This is a genomic window from Paenibacillus sp. FSL P4-0127, assembly GCF_038007325.1.
Lineage (GTDB): Bacteria > Bacillota > Bacilli > Paenibacillales > Paenibacillaceae > Fontibacillus > Fontibacillus macerans.
In genome coordinates this window covers 4,489,131-4,506,186 of the sequence record NZ_JBBOWY010000001.1, presented here as the reverse complement: position 1 = coordinate 4,506,186, position 17,056 = coordinate 4,489,131, and the positions used below count along the sequence as shown (strand labels likewise).

12 protein-coding genes and 1 pseudogene are annotated in these 17,056 nt (G+C 57.5%); all 13 read left to right on the top strand.

From position 1 onward, the window contains the following. Nucleotides 1–179 precede the first annotated feature (179 nt). The 13 genes and pseudogenes from metH (at nt 180) to NYE74_RS20310 (ending at nt 17,050) form a co-directional block, all read left to right on the top strand. Nucleotides 180–3,620: a methionine synthase gene (gene metH, locus NYE74_RS20365; RefSeq protein WP_124332157.1), complete on the top strand. Its 3,441-nt coding sequence runs from the start codon at nt 180–182 to the stop codon at nt 3,618–3,620. 126 nt (nt 3,621–3,746) lie between these two features. Beyond that, nucleotides 3,747–4,688, top strand: a complete 942-nt coding sequence (gene rnz / locus NYE74_RS20360; protein ID WP_124332156.1) for a ribonuclease Z — start codon at nt 3,747–3,749, stop codon at nt 4,686–4,688. Between the two features lie 220 nt (nt 4,689–4,908). Continuing rightward, nucleotides 4,909–5,700, top strand: coding sequence for a TIGR01457 family HAD-type hydrolase (locus NYE74_RS20355; protein WP_227872760.1), 792 nt, complete (start codon nt 4,909–4,911; stop codon nt 5,698–5,700). A gap of 100 nt (nt 5,701–5,800) precedes the next feature. Next, nucleotides 5,801–6,619, top strand: coding sequence for an Fpg/Nei family DNA glycosylase (locus NYE74_RS20350; RefSeq protein WP_124332155.1), 819 nt, complete (start codon nt 5,801–5,803; stop codon nt 6,617–6,619). Continuing rightward, nucleotides 6,609–7,460: a deoxyribonuclease IV gene (locus tag NYE74_RS20345; protein ID WP_341005154.1), complete on the top strand. Its 852-nt coding sequence runs from the start codon at nt 6,609–6,611 to the stop codon at nt 7,458–7,460. The genes NYE74_RS20350 and NYE74_RS20345 overlap by 11 nt, the downstream gene beginning before the upstream one ends. Nucleotides 7,461–7,508: 48 nt before the next feature. Then, a pseudogene (locus NYE74_RS33365) lies at nt 7,509–7,736 on the top strand (cyclic-phosphate processing receiver domain-containing protein); the annotation flags it as partial. 75 nt (nt 7,737–7,811) lie between these two features. Next, the gene (locus NYE74_RS20340; RefSeq protein ID WP_445323424.1) at nt 7,812–8,873 is read left to right on the top strand and encodes an SAM-dependent methyltransferase; all 1,062 of its coding nucleotides are present in this window, start codon (nt 7,812–7,814) and stop codon (nt 8,871–8,873) included. Nucleotides 8,874–9,066: 193 nt separating this feature from the next. Further along, nucleotides 9,067–10,578: a serine/threonine-protein kinase gene (locus NYE74_RS20335; protein ID WP_240752600.1), complete on the top strand. Its 1,512-nt coding sequence runs from the start codon at nt 9,067–9,069 to the stop codon at nt 10,576–10,578. 16 nt (nt 10,579–10,594) lie between these two features. Continuing rightward, nucleotides 10,595–11,494 (top strand): SAF domain-containing protein, encoded by a 900-nt coding sequence (locus NYE74_RS20330; protein ID WP_341005152.1) that lies wholly within the window; start codon nt 10,595–10,597, stop codon nt 11,492–11,494. A 19-nt stretch (nt 11,495–11,513) separates the two neighbouring features. Further along, entirely contained in the window at nt 11,514–12,230 is a 717-nt protein-coding gene (locus tag NYE74_RS20325; protein ID WP_036623117.1) for a MinD/ParA family ATP-binding protein, read from the top strand. Nucleotides 12,231–12,232: 2 nt separating this feature from the next. Beyond that, a complete protein-coding gene (locus tag NYE74_RS20320; RefSeq protein WP_341005151.1) occupies nt 12,233–13,090 on the top strand; it encodes a hypothetical protein in 858 nt (285 codons plus the stop codon). Nucleotides 13,091–13,092: 2 nt separating this feature from the next. Beyond that, nucleotides 13,093–14,973 (top strand): ATPase, T2SS/T4P/T4SS family, encoded by a 1,881-nt coding sequence (locus NYE74_RS20315; protein WP_341005150.1) that lies wholly within the window; start codon nt 13,093–13,095, stop codon nt 14,971–14,973. Then, nucleotides 14,963–17,050: a hypothetical protein gene (locus NYE74_RS20310; protein WP_213510349.1), complete on the top strand. Its 2,088-nt coding sequence runs from the start codon at nt 14,963–14,965 to the stop codon at nt 17,048–17,050. Before NYE74_RS20315 ends, NYE74_RS20310 begins: the two co-directional genes overlap by 11 nt. The last annotated feature ends 6 nt before the right edge of the window (nt 17,051–17,056 follow it).

Genomic DNA, 17,056 nt, shown 5'->3' with positions numbered 1-17,056 from the left:
ATCGATCATTACATAAAAGCCCCGCGCGCAACAACGATCAAGCTGCCTGCATCCGCTGAGATGAGGGCAGCTTGTTTTTTGCAACATTTTTTGCAACATTTCATACGCCTGTCCTCTCTTTTCTTCAACGCTTTATTCTGTTAAACTAAGTCTTAACGTTTTACGGGAGGGACATGATCATGAGCAAACCGAGCCTGGAAGACCGAATAAAAGAACGAATATTGATACTTGATGGCGCCATGGGCACCATGATCCAGCAGGAGAACCTTGTTCCGAGCGATTTCGGCGGGGAAGAGCTGGATGGCTGCAACGAGATGCTCGTTCTCACCCGTCCGGATGTGATTCAAGGCATTCACGAGCAATATTTGGCGGCCGGAGCCGACCTGATAGAAACGAATACGTTTGGGGCAACCTCCGTTGTTCTGGCCGAATACGATATATCCCATAGAGCAAGGGAATTGAATTTGGCGGCGGCAAAGCTAGCCGTAGAGGCCGCGAAGAAATACAGTACGCCGGACCATCCGAGATATGTCGTTGGCGTACTTGGTCCGACGACCAAAACGCTGTCCGTCACCGGCGGGGTCACCTTCGACGAATTAACCGAAAGCTACGAGGAGCAGGCCATCGCCCTGATCGATGGCGGCGTGGATGCGCTGATGCTGGAAACGTCCCAGGATACGCTGAACGTGAAAGCCGGAAGTATCGGGATAACGCGGGCGCTGCAAAAATCGGGGAAACAGCTGCCGCTGATGATTTCCGGAACGATCGAGCCGATGGGTACGACTTTGGCCGGGCAAAATATCGAAGCGTTTTATATTTCGCTCGAGCATTTGAAGCCGATTTCGGTTGGATTGAACTGCGCCACCGGCCCGGAATTTATGCGCGATCATATCCGCACGCTTTCCGGCATTGCGAAAGCCGCGGTAAGCTGCCACCCGAACGCTGGACTGCCGGATGAAAACGGCAAATACCACGAATCCCCGGAATCGCTGGCCCAGAAAATGGCCGCGTTCGCCGAGGAGGGGTGGCTGAACGTCGCGGGCGGCTGCTGCGGCACAACCCCGGCACATATCGCCGCCCTGGCGCAGAAGCTGAGCGGATACCGGCCGCGCACGCTGGCCGGAGACCACCCTCCGGCGTTGTCTGGAATCGAGCCGGTTTATGTCGAAGCGGCAAATCGGCCTTATTTGGTCGGAGAGCGAACGAATGTTCTGGGGTCGCGAAAATTCAAACGCCTCATCGTGGAAGGCAAATACGAAGAGGCTTCGGAAATCGCCCGGGCCCAGGTGAAGAACGGCGCCCAGGTGATCGACGTGTGCGTTCAGGATCCGGACCGCGACGAAGCGGAGGACATCAAGAAGTTTCTTGAACTGGTCGTCAAGAAGGTGAAAGTGCCTTTGATGATCGATACGACCGATCCGAAGGTCATCGACCTGGCGCTGAAATACTGCCAGGGGAAATCGATTATTAACTCCATTAACCTTGAGGATGGGGAAGAAAAATTCGAACGCGTCGTCCCGCTGATCCATAAATATGGGGCGGCCGTGGTCGTAGGGACGATCGACGAACGCGGACAGGCGATCACCCGCGAAGACAAATTGGAAGTGGCCAAACGTTCCCACGATTTGCTCGTGAACAAGTACGGATTAAACGCCGAGGATTTAATTTTTGACCCGCTCGTGTTTCCGGTGGGAACGGGGGACGAGCAGTACATCGGCTCCGCCAAGGAAACGATTGAAGGCATCCGGCTGATCAAGGAGGCGCTGCCTAGCTGCCAAACGGTGCTTGGGGTCAGCAACGTGTCTTTCGGTCTGCCGGAAGCGGGCCGCGAGGTGCTGAACTCCGTATTTTTGTACGAATGCACCAAGGCCGGCCTCGATTATGCGATCGTCAACACGGAAAAGCTGGAGCGGTACGCGAAGATTCCGGAGGAAGAGCGGCGGCTGGCGGAAGAACTTATTTATCATACCAATGACGAGACGCTGGCCGCGTTCGTGGCGGCTTTCCGCAACAAAAAAGTGGAGAAAAAGGAACGTACGATACAGCTGACGCTGGAAGAACGGCTCGCTTCCTACGTGGTAGAGGGCACGAAAGAAGGACTGATTCCCGATCTGGACGAAGCGCTGAAACGATACAGCGCGCTGGAGATCATCAACGGTCCGCTGATGGCCGGGATGGAGGAAGTCGGGCGGCTGTTCAACAACAACGAGCTGATCGTCGCGGAGGTGCTGCAGAGCGCGGAGGTCATGAAGGCTTCGGTTGCTTATCTCGAACCGTTTATGGAGAAAAACGAATCGAGCGTTAAGGGGAAAATCCTGCTGGCTACCGTAAAAGGCGACGTTCATGATATCGGCAAAAACCTGGTGGAGATCATTCTGTCCAACAACGGTTACCAAATCGTGAATTTGGGCATAAAAGTACCACCAGAGCGCATTATTGAAGCATATCGGGAAGAGAAAGCCGACGCGATCGGCTTGTCCGGCCTGCTCGTCAAATCGGCGCAGCAGATGGTGCTTACTGCGCAGGATTTGCGCAACGCGGGCATCGACGTGCCGATTCTGGTTGGCGGGGCTGCCCTAACGCGCAAGTTTACGAAAACGCGCATCCGGCCGGAGTATAACGGCATGGTCGTCTACGCCAAAGACGCAATGGACGGTCTGGACTTGGCCAACAAGCTGATGGACCCGGCGAGCCGGGAGCAATTGCGCTTGGAGATGGAAGCGGAGAAAGAGGCCGACGCGGCGGCGGTGGCCGTTGCCGAGCCGTTGCCTGAGCTGACCCGCGTCCACCGTTCGCAAATCCGCACCGACGCGCCGGTGTTTATCCCGCCGGATTTGGAGCGGCATGTGCTGCGCGATTATCCGATCGGCCATATTACTCCTTATGTGAATTGGCAAATGCTTTTGGGACATCATTTAGGTTTGCGCGGCTCCGTCGAGCAACTGCTCGCGGCGGGGAACGAAAAAGCGGTGGAGCTAAAACAAACCGTGGACCAAATTTTGCTGGAGGCGGTAACGGACGGTATTATCCGCACGCAGGCGATGTACCGCTTCTTCCCGGCGCAATCGTCGGGTAACGATATATTGATCTATGATCCGGCCGATCACGGCAAAGTGATCAAACGGTTCAGCTTCCCGCGCCAGCGGGTGGAGCCTTATCTGTGCCTTGCCGATTACCTGAGATCGGTGGACAGCGGAGAGATGGACTACGTCGGTTTTCTCGTCGTTACGGCCGGGCAGGGCGTCCGCCAATTGTCCGAGACATGGAAAGAACGGGGCGACTATCTCCGCTCCCATGTGCTGCAGGCGGTTGCGCTGGAGCTGGCGGAAGCGCTGGCCGAGCGCGTGCACCACATCATGCGGGACATTTGGGGGTTCCCGGATCCGGCGGATATGACCATGAAGCAGCGCCACGGGGCACGTTACCAAGGGATTCGCGTTTCGTTCGGCTACCCGGCTTGTCCGGATCTTGAAGATCAGCAGCTGCTGTTTGATCTGCTGCATCCGGAGGACATCGGGATCGCGTTGACGGAAGGCTTCATGATGGAGCCGGAGGCCTCCGTGTCGGCGATGGTGTTCGCTCATCCAGAGGCCAAGTATTTTAATGTGGACAAAGCATAAAATGCGCGTTCATAACCTCTTAAATAAAGAAGCTTCTGGCAAACCCTCCGATTTACGGAGGGTTTTGGCAGTCTATTTTGCCAGTTTTTCATTGATGACTTGATTACAACCGGAAGGACGATGTGCATGGAACTTTATTTTTTGGGGACCAATGCCGGGGTGCCGTCGCTGGAACGCAACGTAACCTCGTTGGCGCTGCGCCTGCTTGAGGAACGCCGTTCCTTGTGGCTGTTCGATTGCGGCGAAGGGACGCAGCACCAGATTCTCCGTTCGCCCCTGAAACTGAGCAAGCTGGAATATATCTTCATCACGCACCTGCACGGCGACCATCTTTTTGGCCTTCCCGGACTGATTTCCAGCCGCGCCTACCAGGGCGGGGATTCGCCGCTGACCATATTCGGACCCAAGGGTTTGAAAAAATTTGTGGAAACCACGCTTGGGCTAAGCGAATCGCGAATCGATTACAAGCTTGAAATCGTAGAACATGATGGAGGGCTGCTGTTCGAGGATGATACCTTTCGCGTGGAAGCCGCTTTGCTGGAGCACCGGATTGCCAGCTACGGATACCGCGTTGTCGAGAAGGACCTTCCCGGCAAGCTGGACGCCGCAGTGCTGGAACGCTTCGGCATTCGCCCCGGACCGCTGTACGGCAAGCTGAAGAAAGGAGAAAGCGTGGTAACGCCAAGCGGAGAAACGCTGCATGCCGTTGATGTGCTCGGAAAGCCGAAAGCGGGACGGATCGTTACGATTCTCGGCGACACCCGCCCTTGCAGCGCGGCCCAAAAACTGGCCCAAAACGCCGACGTGCTGGTGCATGAATCCACCTTTTTGCATGAATTGGCCGACACCGCGCACGCATATCACCACAGCACGGCTAGACAAGCGGCGCAGACCGCGCGCGATGCCGGAGCGCAGCATTTATTTCTTACCCATTTCAGCTCGCGGTACAAATCCGAGGAACAGCTCGGCCGGCTGGAGGATGAGGCTAAAGCGGTTTTTGCCGGGTCGGAGCTGGCCAGGGAGCATGTGCTGTATCCGGTTCGGCGCCGATGCGATCGGGAGAGCTGAAAAATATTTTCCGGGAAAGCGCAGGAAATGACAGCCGCCTGCAAAGTTTGGCATTGCGCCAAGGCCCGGTTTTCTTTAGCTTCGAGGGGCTTCGACGCCAACAAGCGCGTCAAGACGTTTTTTTGACAAATTCCCAAAAAAGCTAAGGCGGAAATTTGCCTGATCCTGGGTGAAATAGGTACAATGAAATGGATAGGTCCAAATGGGAAGGATGAAAATATTGCCTGAGAGATGGAAGGCGTTTCTGATTGACTTGGACGGCACGTTATACCACGGGACGCGGATGATTCCCGGTGCGGATCGCCTCGTTTCGGCGTTGCTGGACAAAAAGATCCCTTTTTTATTCGTCACGAACAATTCGTCCCGGACTCCGGAGCAGGTTGCCGGGCATTTGCGGGCAATGGGAATTCCCGCCAAAGCGGAAGACGTCTGCACCTCGGCGGTGGCGGCGGCGGAATATATCGCTGGCGAGCTGCCGGCCGGCGTCAAGGTGGCGGCGATCGGAGAAGCGGGGCTGCTGACCGCGCTTCAGAATGCGGGGCTGCCGCTGGACGAGGAACAGCCGGATGTGGTCGTCCAGGGAATCGACCGCAATTTTACATACGAAACGTTAACCAAAGCGGCCCGCTGGATCGGCGGGGGCGCCAGGTACGTGCTGACGAATCCCGATCTGCTGCTGCCCTCGACGGGAGGTTTGATGCCGGGAGCGGGGACGCTGTCCGCCGCAATTCAAGCGGCTACGGGGGTCAAACCCGTCGTTATCGGCAAGCCGGCCGAGCCGCTGATGAATTTTGCCATCAAGCGCTTAGGCTTGCGGAATGAAGAAGTGGCCGTCATCGGAGACAACATGCTGACCGATATTGCCGCTGGAGTAAACGCGGGCTGCGGGACGATTTTGACGTTGACGGGAGTGACGACCGAAGAAAGGTTGCCGGACGCGATCAAAACCTCCGGCTTCCGGCCGGATGCGGTATGCCGAAACTTGGATGAGGTTGCCGGCCTGATCGGCTGACGTCCGGCGAAGACGAAGCAACGAATGAACCAATGAACGAACTTATGAATCCATGAAACGTTCCAAATCATGAACCACATGAACGAAGGGAAGATGACCCATGCCGGAACTGCCGGAAATGGAAAATTATCGAATTCAGTTGTCACAGCACATTTTGGATGTTCCGATGACGGAAATCACGATTCACCGGGAGAAGTCGATTAATATGGAGGCTGCCGCGTTTGCCGGGGAGCTCACCGGCAGACAAATCATTTTTATAGAGCGGCGGGGCAAGCATTTGCTGTTTCACTTGGACAACGGCAAACGCCTGCTGCTGCATTTGATGTTAGGCGGACTGCTTTATTTGGGCTCGCAAGAGGACCGGCCGGACCGGAACACGCAAATCGAAATTGCCTTTGCCGATGGCCAGGCGCTTTATTTCATCGGCCTGCGCCTTGGGCATCTGCATCTGCACAGCGCCAAGGAAGCAGAGGAGCTCATGGCGCATTTGGGCCCGGAGCTGCTTGACCGCAGAATGAACGAAGCGCGGTTCATCTCGATTTTGCGCAAACGCCGCGGCAGCTTGAAAACGACGCTCGTCAACCAGGACGTCATCGCCGGCATCGGCAACCGCTATGCGGATGAAATTGCATTTGCCGCCGGATTGCTGCCGATGGCCAAGCTGCAAAACATGAGCGAAGAAGACTTGTCGCATCTCTATAAAGCGACGAGAGAAGTGCTCCTGGAAGCGATCGAAGCGGGCGGATACATCGAACTGCCGCTGTTCAAGAACGATACGCTCACCGGCGGGGCAAACGGGATTTGCCGCGTGTACGACCGGGAGGGAGAGCCCTGTCCGCGCTGCGGCGATTCCATCGTGAAAGCGGAAATGAACGGACGAAAAGTGTTCTACAGTCCGGGCTGCCAACATGACCGCTGAGCTGAAAATCGGGGGACATTTAAGCATTCGCGGGGGATATTTCGGGGCCGCCAAAGCGGCGCTGGGGCTTGGAGGCGGAGCCTTTCAGTATTTTCCCAAAAACCCCCGCAGCCTTACGGTAAAAAGCTTCGACCCGCGGGATGCGGCGAGCTGCCGAAGCTTTTGCCGCGAGCATGGCCTTGTTTCCGTGGCGCATACGCCGTATCCGAGCAATTTGGCGGTAAGTTCGGATGACACCGCCCCGTACCGGAGAGTCGTGGATTCGCTGCGCAACGACTTGGCCATTGCGGAGGCCTGCGGTTCTTTGGGAATTGTTGTTCATTTTGGCACATTTAAGTCAGGAAACCCCTTACAAGGATACCAAAATATTATACAATGTATTAATGATGTGCTCGACGGCTGGGAGGGGGCGGCGAAGCTGCTCATTGAAAATCAGGCCGGCGATCACGGGGATATGGGCATGACGATCGATGAGCTGGTACAAATTCGCCGTTTGTGCCGGGATTCGGAGCGGATCGGCTTTTGCCTCGACACCTGCCATGCTTTTGCTGCGGGGATGTGGCGGGGAGAAGGCGATGAGGACTTTGCGGAGAAAGCCGAGCGGCTTGGGTTTTGGGACGGCCTGGGCGCCGTTCATTTCAATGATTCGAAATACCCGGTATTATCGCGAAAGGACCGTCATGCCCGCGTCGGCCAGGGTTATATCGGCGAATCCGGTTTTCGCTGGTTGCTGAAGATCGACGCCATCCGGAACGCACCGCTTATTTTTGAGAGTGAAACCGGAGAAGATGGGACCTATAGAGACGATTTGGAGCGAGTGAGGCGGTGGGTGGAAGCCTAAGCAGCTGAAATACCGCGGAAAGGAAGAACTAACTTGATTCATGTATATATGGACGATTTTCGCCGATGTCCACAAGGGTTTACGCTAGCGCGCACCGTCGACGAATGTCTGGAATTGCTGCGATTAACGGAGGTAGACATTTTATCGCTGGATTACGATATGGGACCGGGGGAGAAGAACGGTACGGACATGGCCGCGGCCATGGTGCGGGAAGGCCTGTTTCCGCGGGAAATTTATTTGCACACGTCCAGCAATTCCGGAAGAAAGAGCATGTACGAAATTTTATACCCGAACAAACCGGAGCATGTGCTGCTGCATAACGGACCGATTTCGTTCGAACGGCTCGATGAGATCGCCCGGGATTGCAAGGTGCCGCCCCAATCCAAATGGATTTGCACGGCCAATCACGGCTTCGCGCCGTATGCTCAGGAGGAGCTGCGGCGGGCGTTCGGCAGCGTGAAAAGCACGATGCTGATTCCCGGCGAAGTGTTTGCCGCCACCCTGCAGAAGGTGGTGGAGGAAGTGACGGAACAACTCGCCGCCGCACCTCCGTTATTTCTTCGCCACGCTTTTTTGGTCGACTGGGAATGGTGTCCCGGCGAGCAAGCGGATGCCGATCGGCACGGCTGGCTGCCGGCCCTGCGCAAGTTTCTGCTGGGCGATTTCCGGCTGCCCGGCGCCCGCGTTGCCGTACAAACGCGCAAGTCGGAGGACGGCTTATGGAGCGGAACGGCCGCGGAAATGAAAGATGCGCTGCAAAATGAACTGCAGGAATTGGCCGGTACGGAATTCGTCGTCCGGGACGCGGACTGGGTGATCTCTGTGTTTGCCAGTCGCGACCGGGTTTATGCTGGCGTGGCTCGCCCGGAGGACAATCTGTCCGACTGGAACGGCGGGGCCATCCGTTTCCGGAAAGAGGAAGGGCAAATTTCGCGGGCCAAATTCAAGCTGCTGGAAGCGGAAGCGACGTTCGGCATCCCGTTTGCCTCGTTTCGCGAAGCGCTTGATATCGGAGCGGCCCCGGGGGGATGGACCTCCTTTCTGCTGGAACGCGGGCTGAACGTAACGGCGGTCGATACGGCCAAATTGCATCCTTCCTTGCTGTCATCGCCGAAACTGACCTTTGTGCAGCGCAACGCCGACAGCGTAAAATTCAAGGAGCACCAGTTCGACCTGCTGGTGTGCGATATGAGCTGGAGCCCGAAGCTTGCCGCCAAGCTGGTAACGAGCCTTCTGTATGCGCTCGTCCCCGGAGGAACGGCGATCGTTACGGTGAAGCTGATGCACAAAAAACCGATGGCATTGATTCAAGAGGTCATCGGCATGTTCCAGGATGCGAGGCTGCAAGTGCAGCGGGCGAAGCAGCTGTTTCACAACCGCGACGAGATTACTTTGTATATGATTAAATATTAATTCCATAAATTAATTTCGTGCAAAAAAAATGCTTTACAATTGGTGCAAACCTGTCCTATACTAATTCCAAAATTATACAATGACCGCGAAGGGAAAGTATCCTGTTTCGCTGCCTTTGGCCTTACGGCTGAAGCAGTGGGATGGGGGCTTTCCCTTTTTTGCGTCTGAAAAGGAGGGGTTGAGCTTGTCTTTTGTGCCGCAGTTGGCCCCCGGAGATTTGCTGGCCGGGCGCTATTCGATTGAGCGGGTTGCCGGACAAGGCGGGATGAGCCGGGTGTACCTCGCTTCGGATTTGAAGCTGCCGGGGAAGGTTTGGGCCGTGAAGGAAAGCCAGGCGGCAGCGGGGCACAGCGTGCTGGTGGCTCAGGAAGCCGAGCTGCTCATTTCGCTGAACCACCCGCGGCTGCCGCGCATCGTCGATTTCATCCAGGAAGGCGGTACAGGTTATTCGTACATCGTGATGGATTACATCGAGGGGGAGCATTTGGATCGTTATGTGAAGACGCGAGAAGGACGTATGCCAACGGAAACGTTGATCCGGTTCGGCCTGCAAATCGCCGAGGGGCTGCATTATTTGCATACGCATCGTCCGCCCGTCATCCATCGCGACGTGAAACCGTCCAATTTACTGGTGGACGGCAAAGGCCAGGTTCGCTTCATCGATTTCGGTATCGCCCGCACGTATTCGCCGGATAAAGCCGAAGACACGGTTCAGCTCGGCACGGTAGGTTTTGCGGCCCCGGAGCAATACGGCGGAAGCCAGAGCGACGGACGCGCAGACTTGTATTCGCTTGGCGCGGTGCTGCTGTATTTGGGAACAGGCTGCAAATGCAGCGCATGGACGCAGGAGGCGGAAGAGTGTTTGCGCGGCCGGGGGCACGGCGCGCTGCTTCCGGTTCTGGAGCGGCTGCTTCAGCAGCGGCCGGAAGCGCGTTATGCTTCGGCGGAAGCGGCCGGCGAAGCGCTGCGGGGAGTGCTCCGGCCGCAAGCGGCGGACCAAGCGGCCGCCTCCCTATCCGCTTGGGAGGGGCCTGTTTCCGGCGTCCAGCCTGCCGCCGGGGGGAGAACGGCGGTCATCGCCGTCATCGGCGCGTCGCCGGGAGCGGGAACGACCCACACGGCGATCGCGCTGGCCCATGTGCTGTCCCGCAGCGCCAAAAGGATCGCGATCGCCGAAATGGAGGCAAAATCGCCGGCTTTTCAGCGGCTTGCCCGGGTCGCGCTCGGCGAGTCCGCCTCCTCCGCGGAGCGGCAGTTTCGCATCGGCGGGGTTCAATACATCAGAGCGCCTTCGCGCACCGAATGGCTCGAGCTGCTGACCGGCGGATATGAGTATCTCGTATGCGATTTGGGGAGCGGCCGGCAAAAGGAACAGCTGGAGGAGTTCAGACGCGCCGATTTGTCCCTCGTCGTCGGCTCGGCCGCAGAATGGCGGGCGGAGGAGCTGGAGCGGTTCGCCGAAGCTGCGGGGTTGGCCGGGAAATGGCCGTCTACCTGGAAATTCTGCGTCCCTTTGGCCTCCGCATCCGCGGCAAAACGGCTTGCCAAAAGGCTGCGGACGCGCAGCGTGTACGCCATTCCGCCGGAGCCGGATCCGTTTGACCCCGGTGAAGCCGTAACCGCGGCGCTCCGGGCGCTCTGCGACGGCCTGCTGCCGCGGCCGAAGCGAGGCGGCAGGGGCTTTCTTGCAAAGCAGAAATTGTAGGTAGGGAGATGAACAGATGTCAAGATTGAGACGGAAAACGAAGCAATTGATCTGCGCCGGGCTCGCGGGAGCCGCCGCGATGGGTTTGATTTTCGCGGGATATGCCGTACATCAGGGGAAGCAAAATCAATCGGAGAGGCTGGCGTTAAAGCAGAAATACGAAACGGAAATCGAAAGATTGCGGAAAGAAGCGAACCGCGCAACGGTCAGGGGATGGGTGCCGGTCAGCGAGATTCGGGCGGGGCATCCGATCAAAGCGGACGATATGAAGGAGGTCGAGCTGCCGGCCGACAGCATCCCGGCCGACGCCCTGAAGTCAAGGGAGGACATCGCCGGCAAGATCGCCAAGATCACCCTGCGACCGTTTACGTTATTAACGGAGACGCTGCTGTACAAGGAAGCGCCGACGACGGACGATTTGCGCTGGCGGGAAATGAGCTTTGTTTTGCTTCCGGCCGCCTTGAAGGAGGGCGATGTCGTGGATATCCGCATTCAGTTTCCGACCGGCCAGGACTATATTTTGCTGTCCAAGAAAAAGATCGAAGCGCTGGCCACCGGAACGGTGACGGTAACGCTGGGCGAAGCGGAGATTTTATCCCTTTCCAGCGCCATCGTCGACGCTTACCTGCATAAAGCGTCCATTTACGCGCTGACCTACGTCGAACCTTATTTGCAGGGCAAGTCGACGCCGACTTATCCGGCGAACGGCGCGGTAATGCAGCTGATCAAAAAGGATCCGAACATCGTCCGGGAGGCGGAGAACGCCTTAAACGCCGCCGCGCGGGAAAGGCTGGAGAGCGACCTATACTCGATGTCCCCGCGTCAGGCTGCCGAATTCGCCAGCAGCCGGGTGGACGCACAGGAGGCGCTGCAGAATGAAACGCCGGCTGAAGCGGACAGCTTTCAAATGAAATAGAGGTCAGGGGGAAGGAGAAATGAAGCGCTGGGTATTTATTGGCAAAAGCGATAAACGGGATCTGCTGCTTTATTTAAGCAGCGCTTTAACGGCCGCGGGACGGAGCGTGCTGCTGGCCGATGCCACGGAAGGCGGCAAATACCGCTACTCGATCGGAGAAGTTCAGCAACTCCTGCCGGTGACGGAGTTTTGCGGGTTTGACGTGGCGGCGGGACCGCTGGACATGCGGCTGCTCCATAATGCTGCGGATGGACACGATGGAAAGGGCGTCAAGGACTACGATTACGAGCTGGTTGATTTGGAAGCTTTACACGCCGCTTCGCCGGATATTTTCGCTTCCGCCGATGAGTTGGTTTTGGTCACTTCCTTTGATCGTTATGAGGTCGAATCGACCGCCCGGTGGCTGCGCGGTCTCGTGAATATGCGGCCGGAGCTGCGGGGGATGCGCGTGCGCCCGGTTTTTACCCGAACGGTGGACAGCTATCTCAGCACCGACTATATTCTCGGCTTTATGGACGATATCGGAATCCAGTGGCATGAGGAGGAAATCATCATTCCATGGAATGAGCTCAATCAGGCCGTACAGCTTGAAAATGAACATGGGCGCCGGCTTGCCATGAGCCGCTTGTCCCGATCTTACAAACGGGCGCTGCGCCGGCTCCTCAGCGGGCTGGCCGGCTTTGAAGCCGGAGCGGCGAAAAGAGCGCTGCGCCGCGCGGAAAGGAGACGCGCATGAGCATGGTTATGTTTTGGGATCCCGGGCATGGGTATGCGGCAAACGTAGCCGCGGCCTGCGCCGTCACTGTAGGCCTCCATTATCCGCTGCGCGTGCTGCTGTTAAATGACGGGCGTCATGGCAGCGGCGTAGAGGAGGGATTGCGGGCGGGAAGCCGCCATGCCCCGGAATCCGGACCGGGAGACACCGGCGCTATGGACACGGGTCTTAGCGAATACGGGGCGGATGCTTTGCTTCGCCTGTCGGCCAGCGGGCTGCTGACGAAGGCGAATTACTCCGATTACACGCTGCCCGTCATTCGCGGCCGCCTTGATTTGGCGACCGGGGTTCGGGCCGGCGATTTGCGCGGTACGTCCGGGTTTGGCGAAGGGGAGGGGCTCTTGGAATTGGCAATGGCCGCCGAACAGAGCTACGACCTGGTGCTGCGGCACGCCCCGCGAATCCGGGAGCTGCCGGAAGCATCGGCCGGCAGCGAAGGGGAGATTGTGGTGGCGGTACTGCAGCAGCGGCGGTCGCAGTTGGACGATTTTTTTGCCGCGCTCGCGAATCAACCGTTGGCGGGCCGGCGCAAACTGTGCGTGGTCCTGGCCCCTTACGATCCGGGCTGCGCCTTGAATCTGGCCAATCTGAAACGCCGTTATCGCAGCGACCTGCCGGTCCACGGCATCCCTTACGACACCGAGTTTGCGGACGCGTGGAACGATCGGGACGTCCTGTCGTTTTTTCGCCGGTACAGACTGCTTCCGAAGCGGGGCGGCTCGCGGGAAGCCATGCTGTCATGCTGCCGGGATTTGAGCCGGAATCTGCTGGAGCTTGCGGGGCAAGCGGCGGGGCAGGCGGCACGCGAGAGGGGGGCTTAGGTTTGAACGACAAAATCGTTAACCTGCTGCTTATCGTCCTGATTGCGCTGCTGGCGCTGCTCTTCCTATGGGTGAGGGCGCGTGCCGCCGCAGGCGGACCGGGAATAAGCAAGGCGGGCGACGACCGCTATTCGTTTCCCGCGCTGATCGAATACGTGAAGCGCAGCTTGCACGAGCTTAGCCGTTCGCACGCCAATGATTGGGGAATGGGCGAAGAGACCTGGAACCGCCGGGTCAAAGCGCGGGCCGAGCTGCGCAAGGCGCTGCGGGGATGTACATATGGCGATGCGCAGGACAAACGGTACGTGAAATCCTTTATCAAGGATTTACTGGCCCACGGCTACGGGGTCGGGGAAGACAATATCGACCGGATTATTCCGTTTGGGGACAGGGACCGGCTGACGGTTCAGGACCGCTTCGACATCGTTTTGTATCTATATAAGCTGAACTTCGGAACCGATGGGTTATCCCGGTTGATCGAAGAGTACGGCCTGGATGCGCCCAAAGCTCCCAAAGCGGAAGAAGGGACGTTTGTTTATGAGATCAACGCCGAGGATGTGGACCGTATTTTTTACCGTGAATACCGCTTGTTGACGTTCCGGGAAAAGCTCGATCTCGTCGTGCAGCGCATTTATCAGGCGTACAAAGGCTTTTCCGTCGTAGACGAACTGCTGGGGCAGCGGATTGACGGCGTGAGCGGCGGCGTCAGCGGCATCCCTGCGCATATGGCGGCGATCCCGGCAGAGGGCGGGCAGGGGGCGGAGAAGGATGCGCTGCGCCGAACCGACGAGGATGGGGAAGAAGTTTCCCGTTCCTGGGACAGCGTATGGATTTTTTACAAAGGCAAAAGCGTGCGTCTTTCCTTCCTGTCGTTCGGCAGCGTAGCCGAGCTGAAGCGGGTGTGCCAGAACATTTACAAATTTAATTTACCCGGCCAGCTGTCCGAAGCGAACGGCTATAAAGTCAACGAGATGAAGGACGGTTCGCGGGTCGTGGTGGTCAGACCGCCGTTTGCGGAGTCGTGGGCGTTTTTTGTTCGCAAATTCGATGTGAAAAACGCCGTGCTGGAGCAGCTTATCCAAGGAGAAAATGCGCCGCTGCCTATAGAGCTGCTGAAATTCCTTATGAAAGGAAGCCGCATTACCGCGATTACCGGTTCGCAGGGCTCGGGCAAAACGACGCTGCTGATGGCGCTCGTCAAGCATATTTACGCCTCCTATACGCTGCGCGTCCAGGAGATGTCTTTTGAGCTGAATTTGCGCAGGATCTATACGGGCAGAAACATTTTGAGCTTCCGGGAGACGGATTATGTCAGCGGCCAGGCGGGGCTTGATCTGCAGAAAAAAACCGACGGCACCGTGAACATTTTGGGCGAGGTGGCCACGGACGAGGTCGCCGCGTGGATGGTGCAGATGGCGCAGGTGGCCAGCCTGTTCACCCTGTTTACGCATCACGCCAAAACGTTCCGCGATCTGATGGAATCGCTGCGGAATTCTTTGCTGAAAACCGGAGTGTTCCGCGATGAACGCGTGGCGGAATTGCAGGTCGCCTCGGCGATCGATTTCGATGTGCACCTGCGCAGGGATATGAGCGGGAAGCGTTATATCGAGCGGATCACGGAGTGCTGCCGTCCGGACGAAAAGGAAGCCGGCGAGCCGGGCGCGAACGATGAAACGGGAGGTGGCTTGGTTTACGGGGCCATGCCGTACCGGCGCGGTTATTCCGAGCGGGTGATCGTTGAATACCGGGACGGTTGTTACGTCGCCGTGCAGCCGATCTCAAAGCGCTGCCGGGAAGCGATGATCCGCGAGATGACGCCGGAGGACGCGGCTTCGTTCGGACGGTTTGCCAAGGCGTATTGGGGGGAGAAAATTGGAGCTTAAATCGGCGCTTATCGCGGTGATGGGAATATCGCTGATCGGTTTCAGCCTGTTGTATGCGGCCGGCCGCTTAATCGGCTCGCGCGAGGAGGCGCTGGGGTTTGAGGAGGGCGCAGCCGAAAGGGCTGGCCGGGGAGCGAGGGACAGCTTGAACCGGACCTTTTCCGCCTTTGCGATGAGATCTTATGCGCTTTGGATGAAGCTTGCGCCGCTTAGGCATTATGCTTTGAAAATCCGCAAACGGCTGGCTCCGGTCCACCGGTTCGACGAGTTTGAACTCCGGCGCGAAACGATGAAATTCGCTTATTTCTCCGCAGGCGCGTATGTGGCCGTCGTTGGAGTTCTGGCAGCATTAAATCCGAACTGGATTTTCGTGTTGTCGCTGCTGATCGCCGGGACGGTGATTCAAGGCGTGCTGCTCGACGGGTACGTAAACAGGCAGGAGACCAGGCTGCTCGAACAGATGCTCGATTTCTTTGCCGCTGTCCGCCATGCTTACCACCGGCACGGCATGGTCGCCGACGCGATCGAGGAGGCGGGGGAAACCACCGGACGGGAAATCGGAATTCACGCGCATATGATCGGCGAGGCGCTGACGGACGCAAACCCGGACGAAGCGCTGGAGAAATACTACGAAACGGCGCCAAGCCGCTTCCTGAAAGCTTTTGCCGGCATCTCCAGGCTGGTGCTCGAATACGGGGATCGCAAACGTGCGCAGGGCTCTTTGTATTTGCGGGGGATAACCAGCCTTACCGGGGAAATTCAACTGGAGCTGATCCGTAAAAACCGGCTGGATTATTTGTTGAAAGGGCTGCATGTGATTGCCCTGACGCCGGTTTTCTTTACGAAACCTGTGGAGGTATGGGCGAGAAGCCATTTCCCGCTGATGGACCAGTTCTATTTAAGCAAAGCGGGGATGGTGATCAAAATCGGCCTGTTTCTGATCATCCTGCTTTCTTACCTGCTGCTGCAAAAGTTGAAAAGCGAGGAAGAGACGGCATACCGCGCCGGGCAGGCTAAAGTTCCCTGGGAAGCTCGTTTGTTAAAGGTGCGCGGACTTGGAACGCTGGGCCGCCGGTTTGTGCCGCGCCCTGCCACGGAGGCTTACCACAAGCTTGCCCGGCTGCTGAAGGATACGAACCATACGCTGCCTGTGGAGCTGTTTCAGATAAGGCGCGTCGCTTTATTTGTCAGCGGTTTGTTGGTTACGCTGGTTGCCGTTTTTACGCTTCATCATTTGTCCCGGCAATACATTTTGCTGGAGCCTCCGGCCGGAGCGGTGTTTTTTGGCTCGCTTACGAAGGAAGAGACGGCCGAGGCCCGCGTTCAAGCCGAACTGGACGCCCGGGTGATGAAACAGCTTGGCATGGCCGGCGATGCGAAGGTTGATGAAGTTGCCGAATCGGCTGCGTCGCTGATGGGCAGCGGGCGTACGGCCCCAACCCGCGAAGACATTTCCGCTGCCGCTCAGCGAATTCAGGGCAAGCTTCAGCGCTGGAACGATGAGTACCTGAAATGGTGGGAGCTGCTGCTTGCGCTTCTGGCCGGGGGGGCCGGATATTATTTTCCCCTCTGGTCGCTGATGTTTCAGCGCAGCATGCGCCTGATGGACATGAGGCACGAGGTTTATCAATTCCAGACGATGATCGCCATATTGCGGGAGCTGGAGCGAATTTCGGTGGAGGAAATTTTGGAATGGCTGGCTTCCTATGCCGTCATTTTCAGGACACCGCTGCAAAAATGCTTGCTGGATTACGGCCACGGGGCCGAAGCCGCTTTGGAGGAGCTGAAACGGGAGGTGGTGCTGGACGAATTCCGGCGGCTTGCGGACAAGCTGCTGCTGGCTTCGGAAAAAATCACGATAGCCGATGCGTTTGACGATTTGGACAGCGAGATGTCCTATCATTTTGAACAGCGGCGGCTCGATTACGAGAAGTCGATTGATGTAAAGGCCGGATTCGGCCGGATGATCGGGTTTGCGCCCATGTATTCGCTTGTGTTTGCGTACCTGGTATTTCCGCTCATTTGGATGAGCTTTCAGCAAATGGGCTTGTATTTTGAACAAATCCAAAAATTATGATGAACC

Bases quoted from the DNA above. Each gene is read 5' to 3' on its own strand.
- metH (WP_124332157.1), top strand. From the start codon at position 180: ATGAGCAAACCGAGCCTGGAAGACCGAATAAAAGAACGAATATTGATA.
- rnz (WP_124332156.1), top strand. From the start codon at position 3,747: ATGGAACTTTATTTTTTGGGGACCAATGCCGGGGTGCCGTCGCTGGAA.
- NYE74_RS20350 (WP_124332155.1), top strand. From the start codon at position 5,801: ATGCCGGAACTGCCGGAAATGGAAAATTATCGAATTCAGTTGTCACAG.
- NYE74_RS20345 (WP_341005154.1), top strand. From the start codon at position 6,609: ATGACCGCTGAGCTGAAAATCGGGGGACATTTAAGCATTCGCGGGGGA.
- NYE74_RS20330 (WP_341005152.1), top strand. From the start codon at position 10,595: ATGTCAAGATTGAGACGGAAAACGAAGCAATTGATCTGCGCCGGGCTC.
- NYE74_RS20325 (WP_036623117.1), top strand. From the start codon at position 11,514: ATGAAGCGCTGGGTATTTATTGGCAAAAGCGATAAACGGGATCTGCTG.
- NYE74_RS20320 (WP_341005151.1), top strand. From the start codon at position 12,233: ATGGTTATGTTTTGGGATCCCGGGCATGGGTATGCGGCAAACGTAGCC.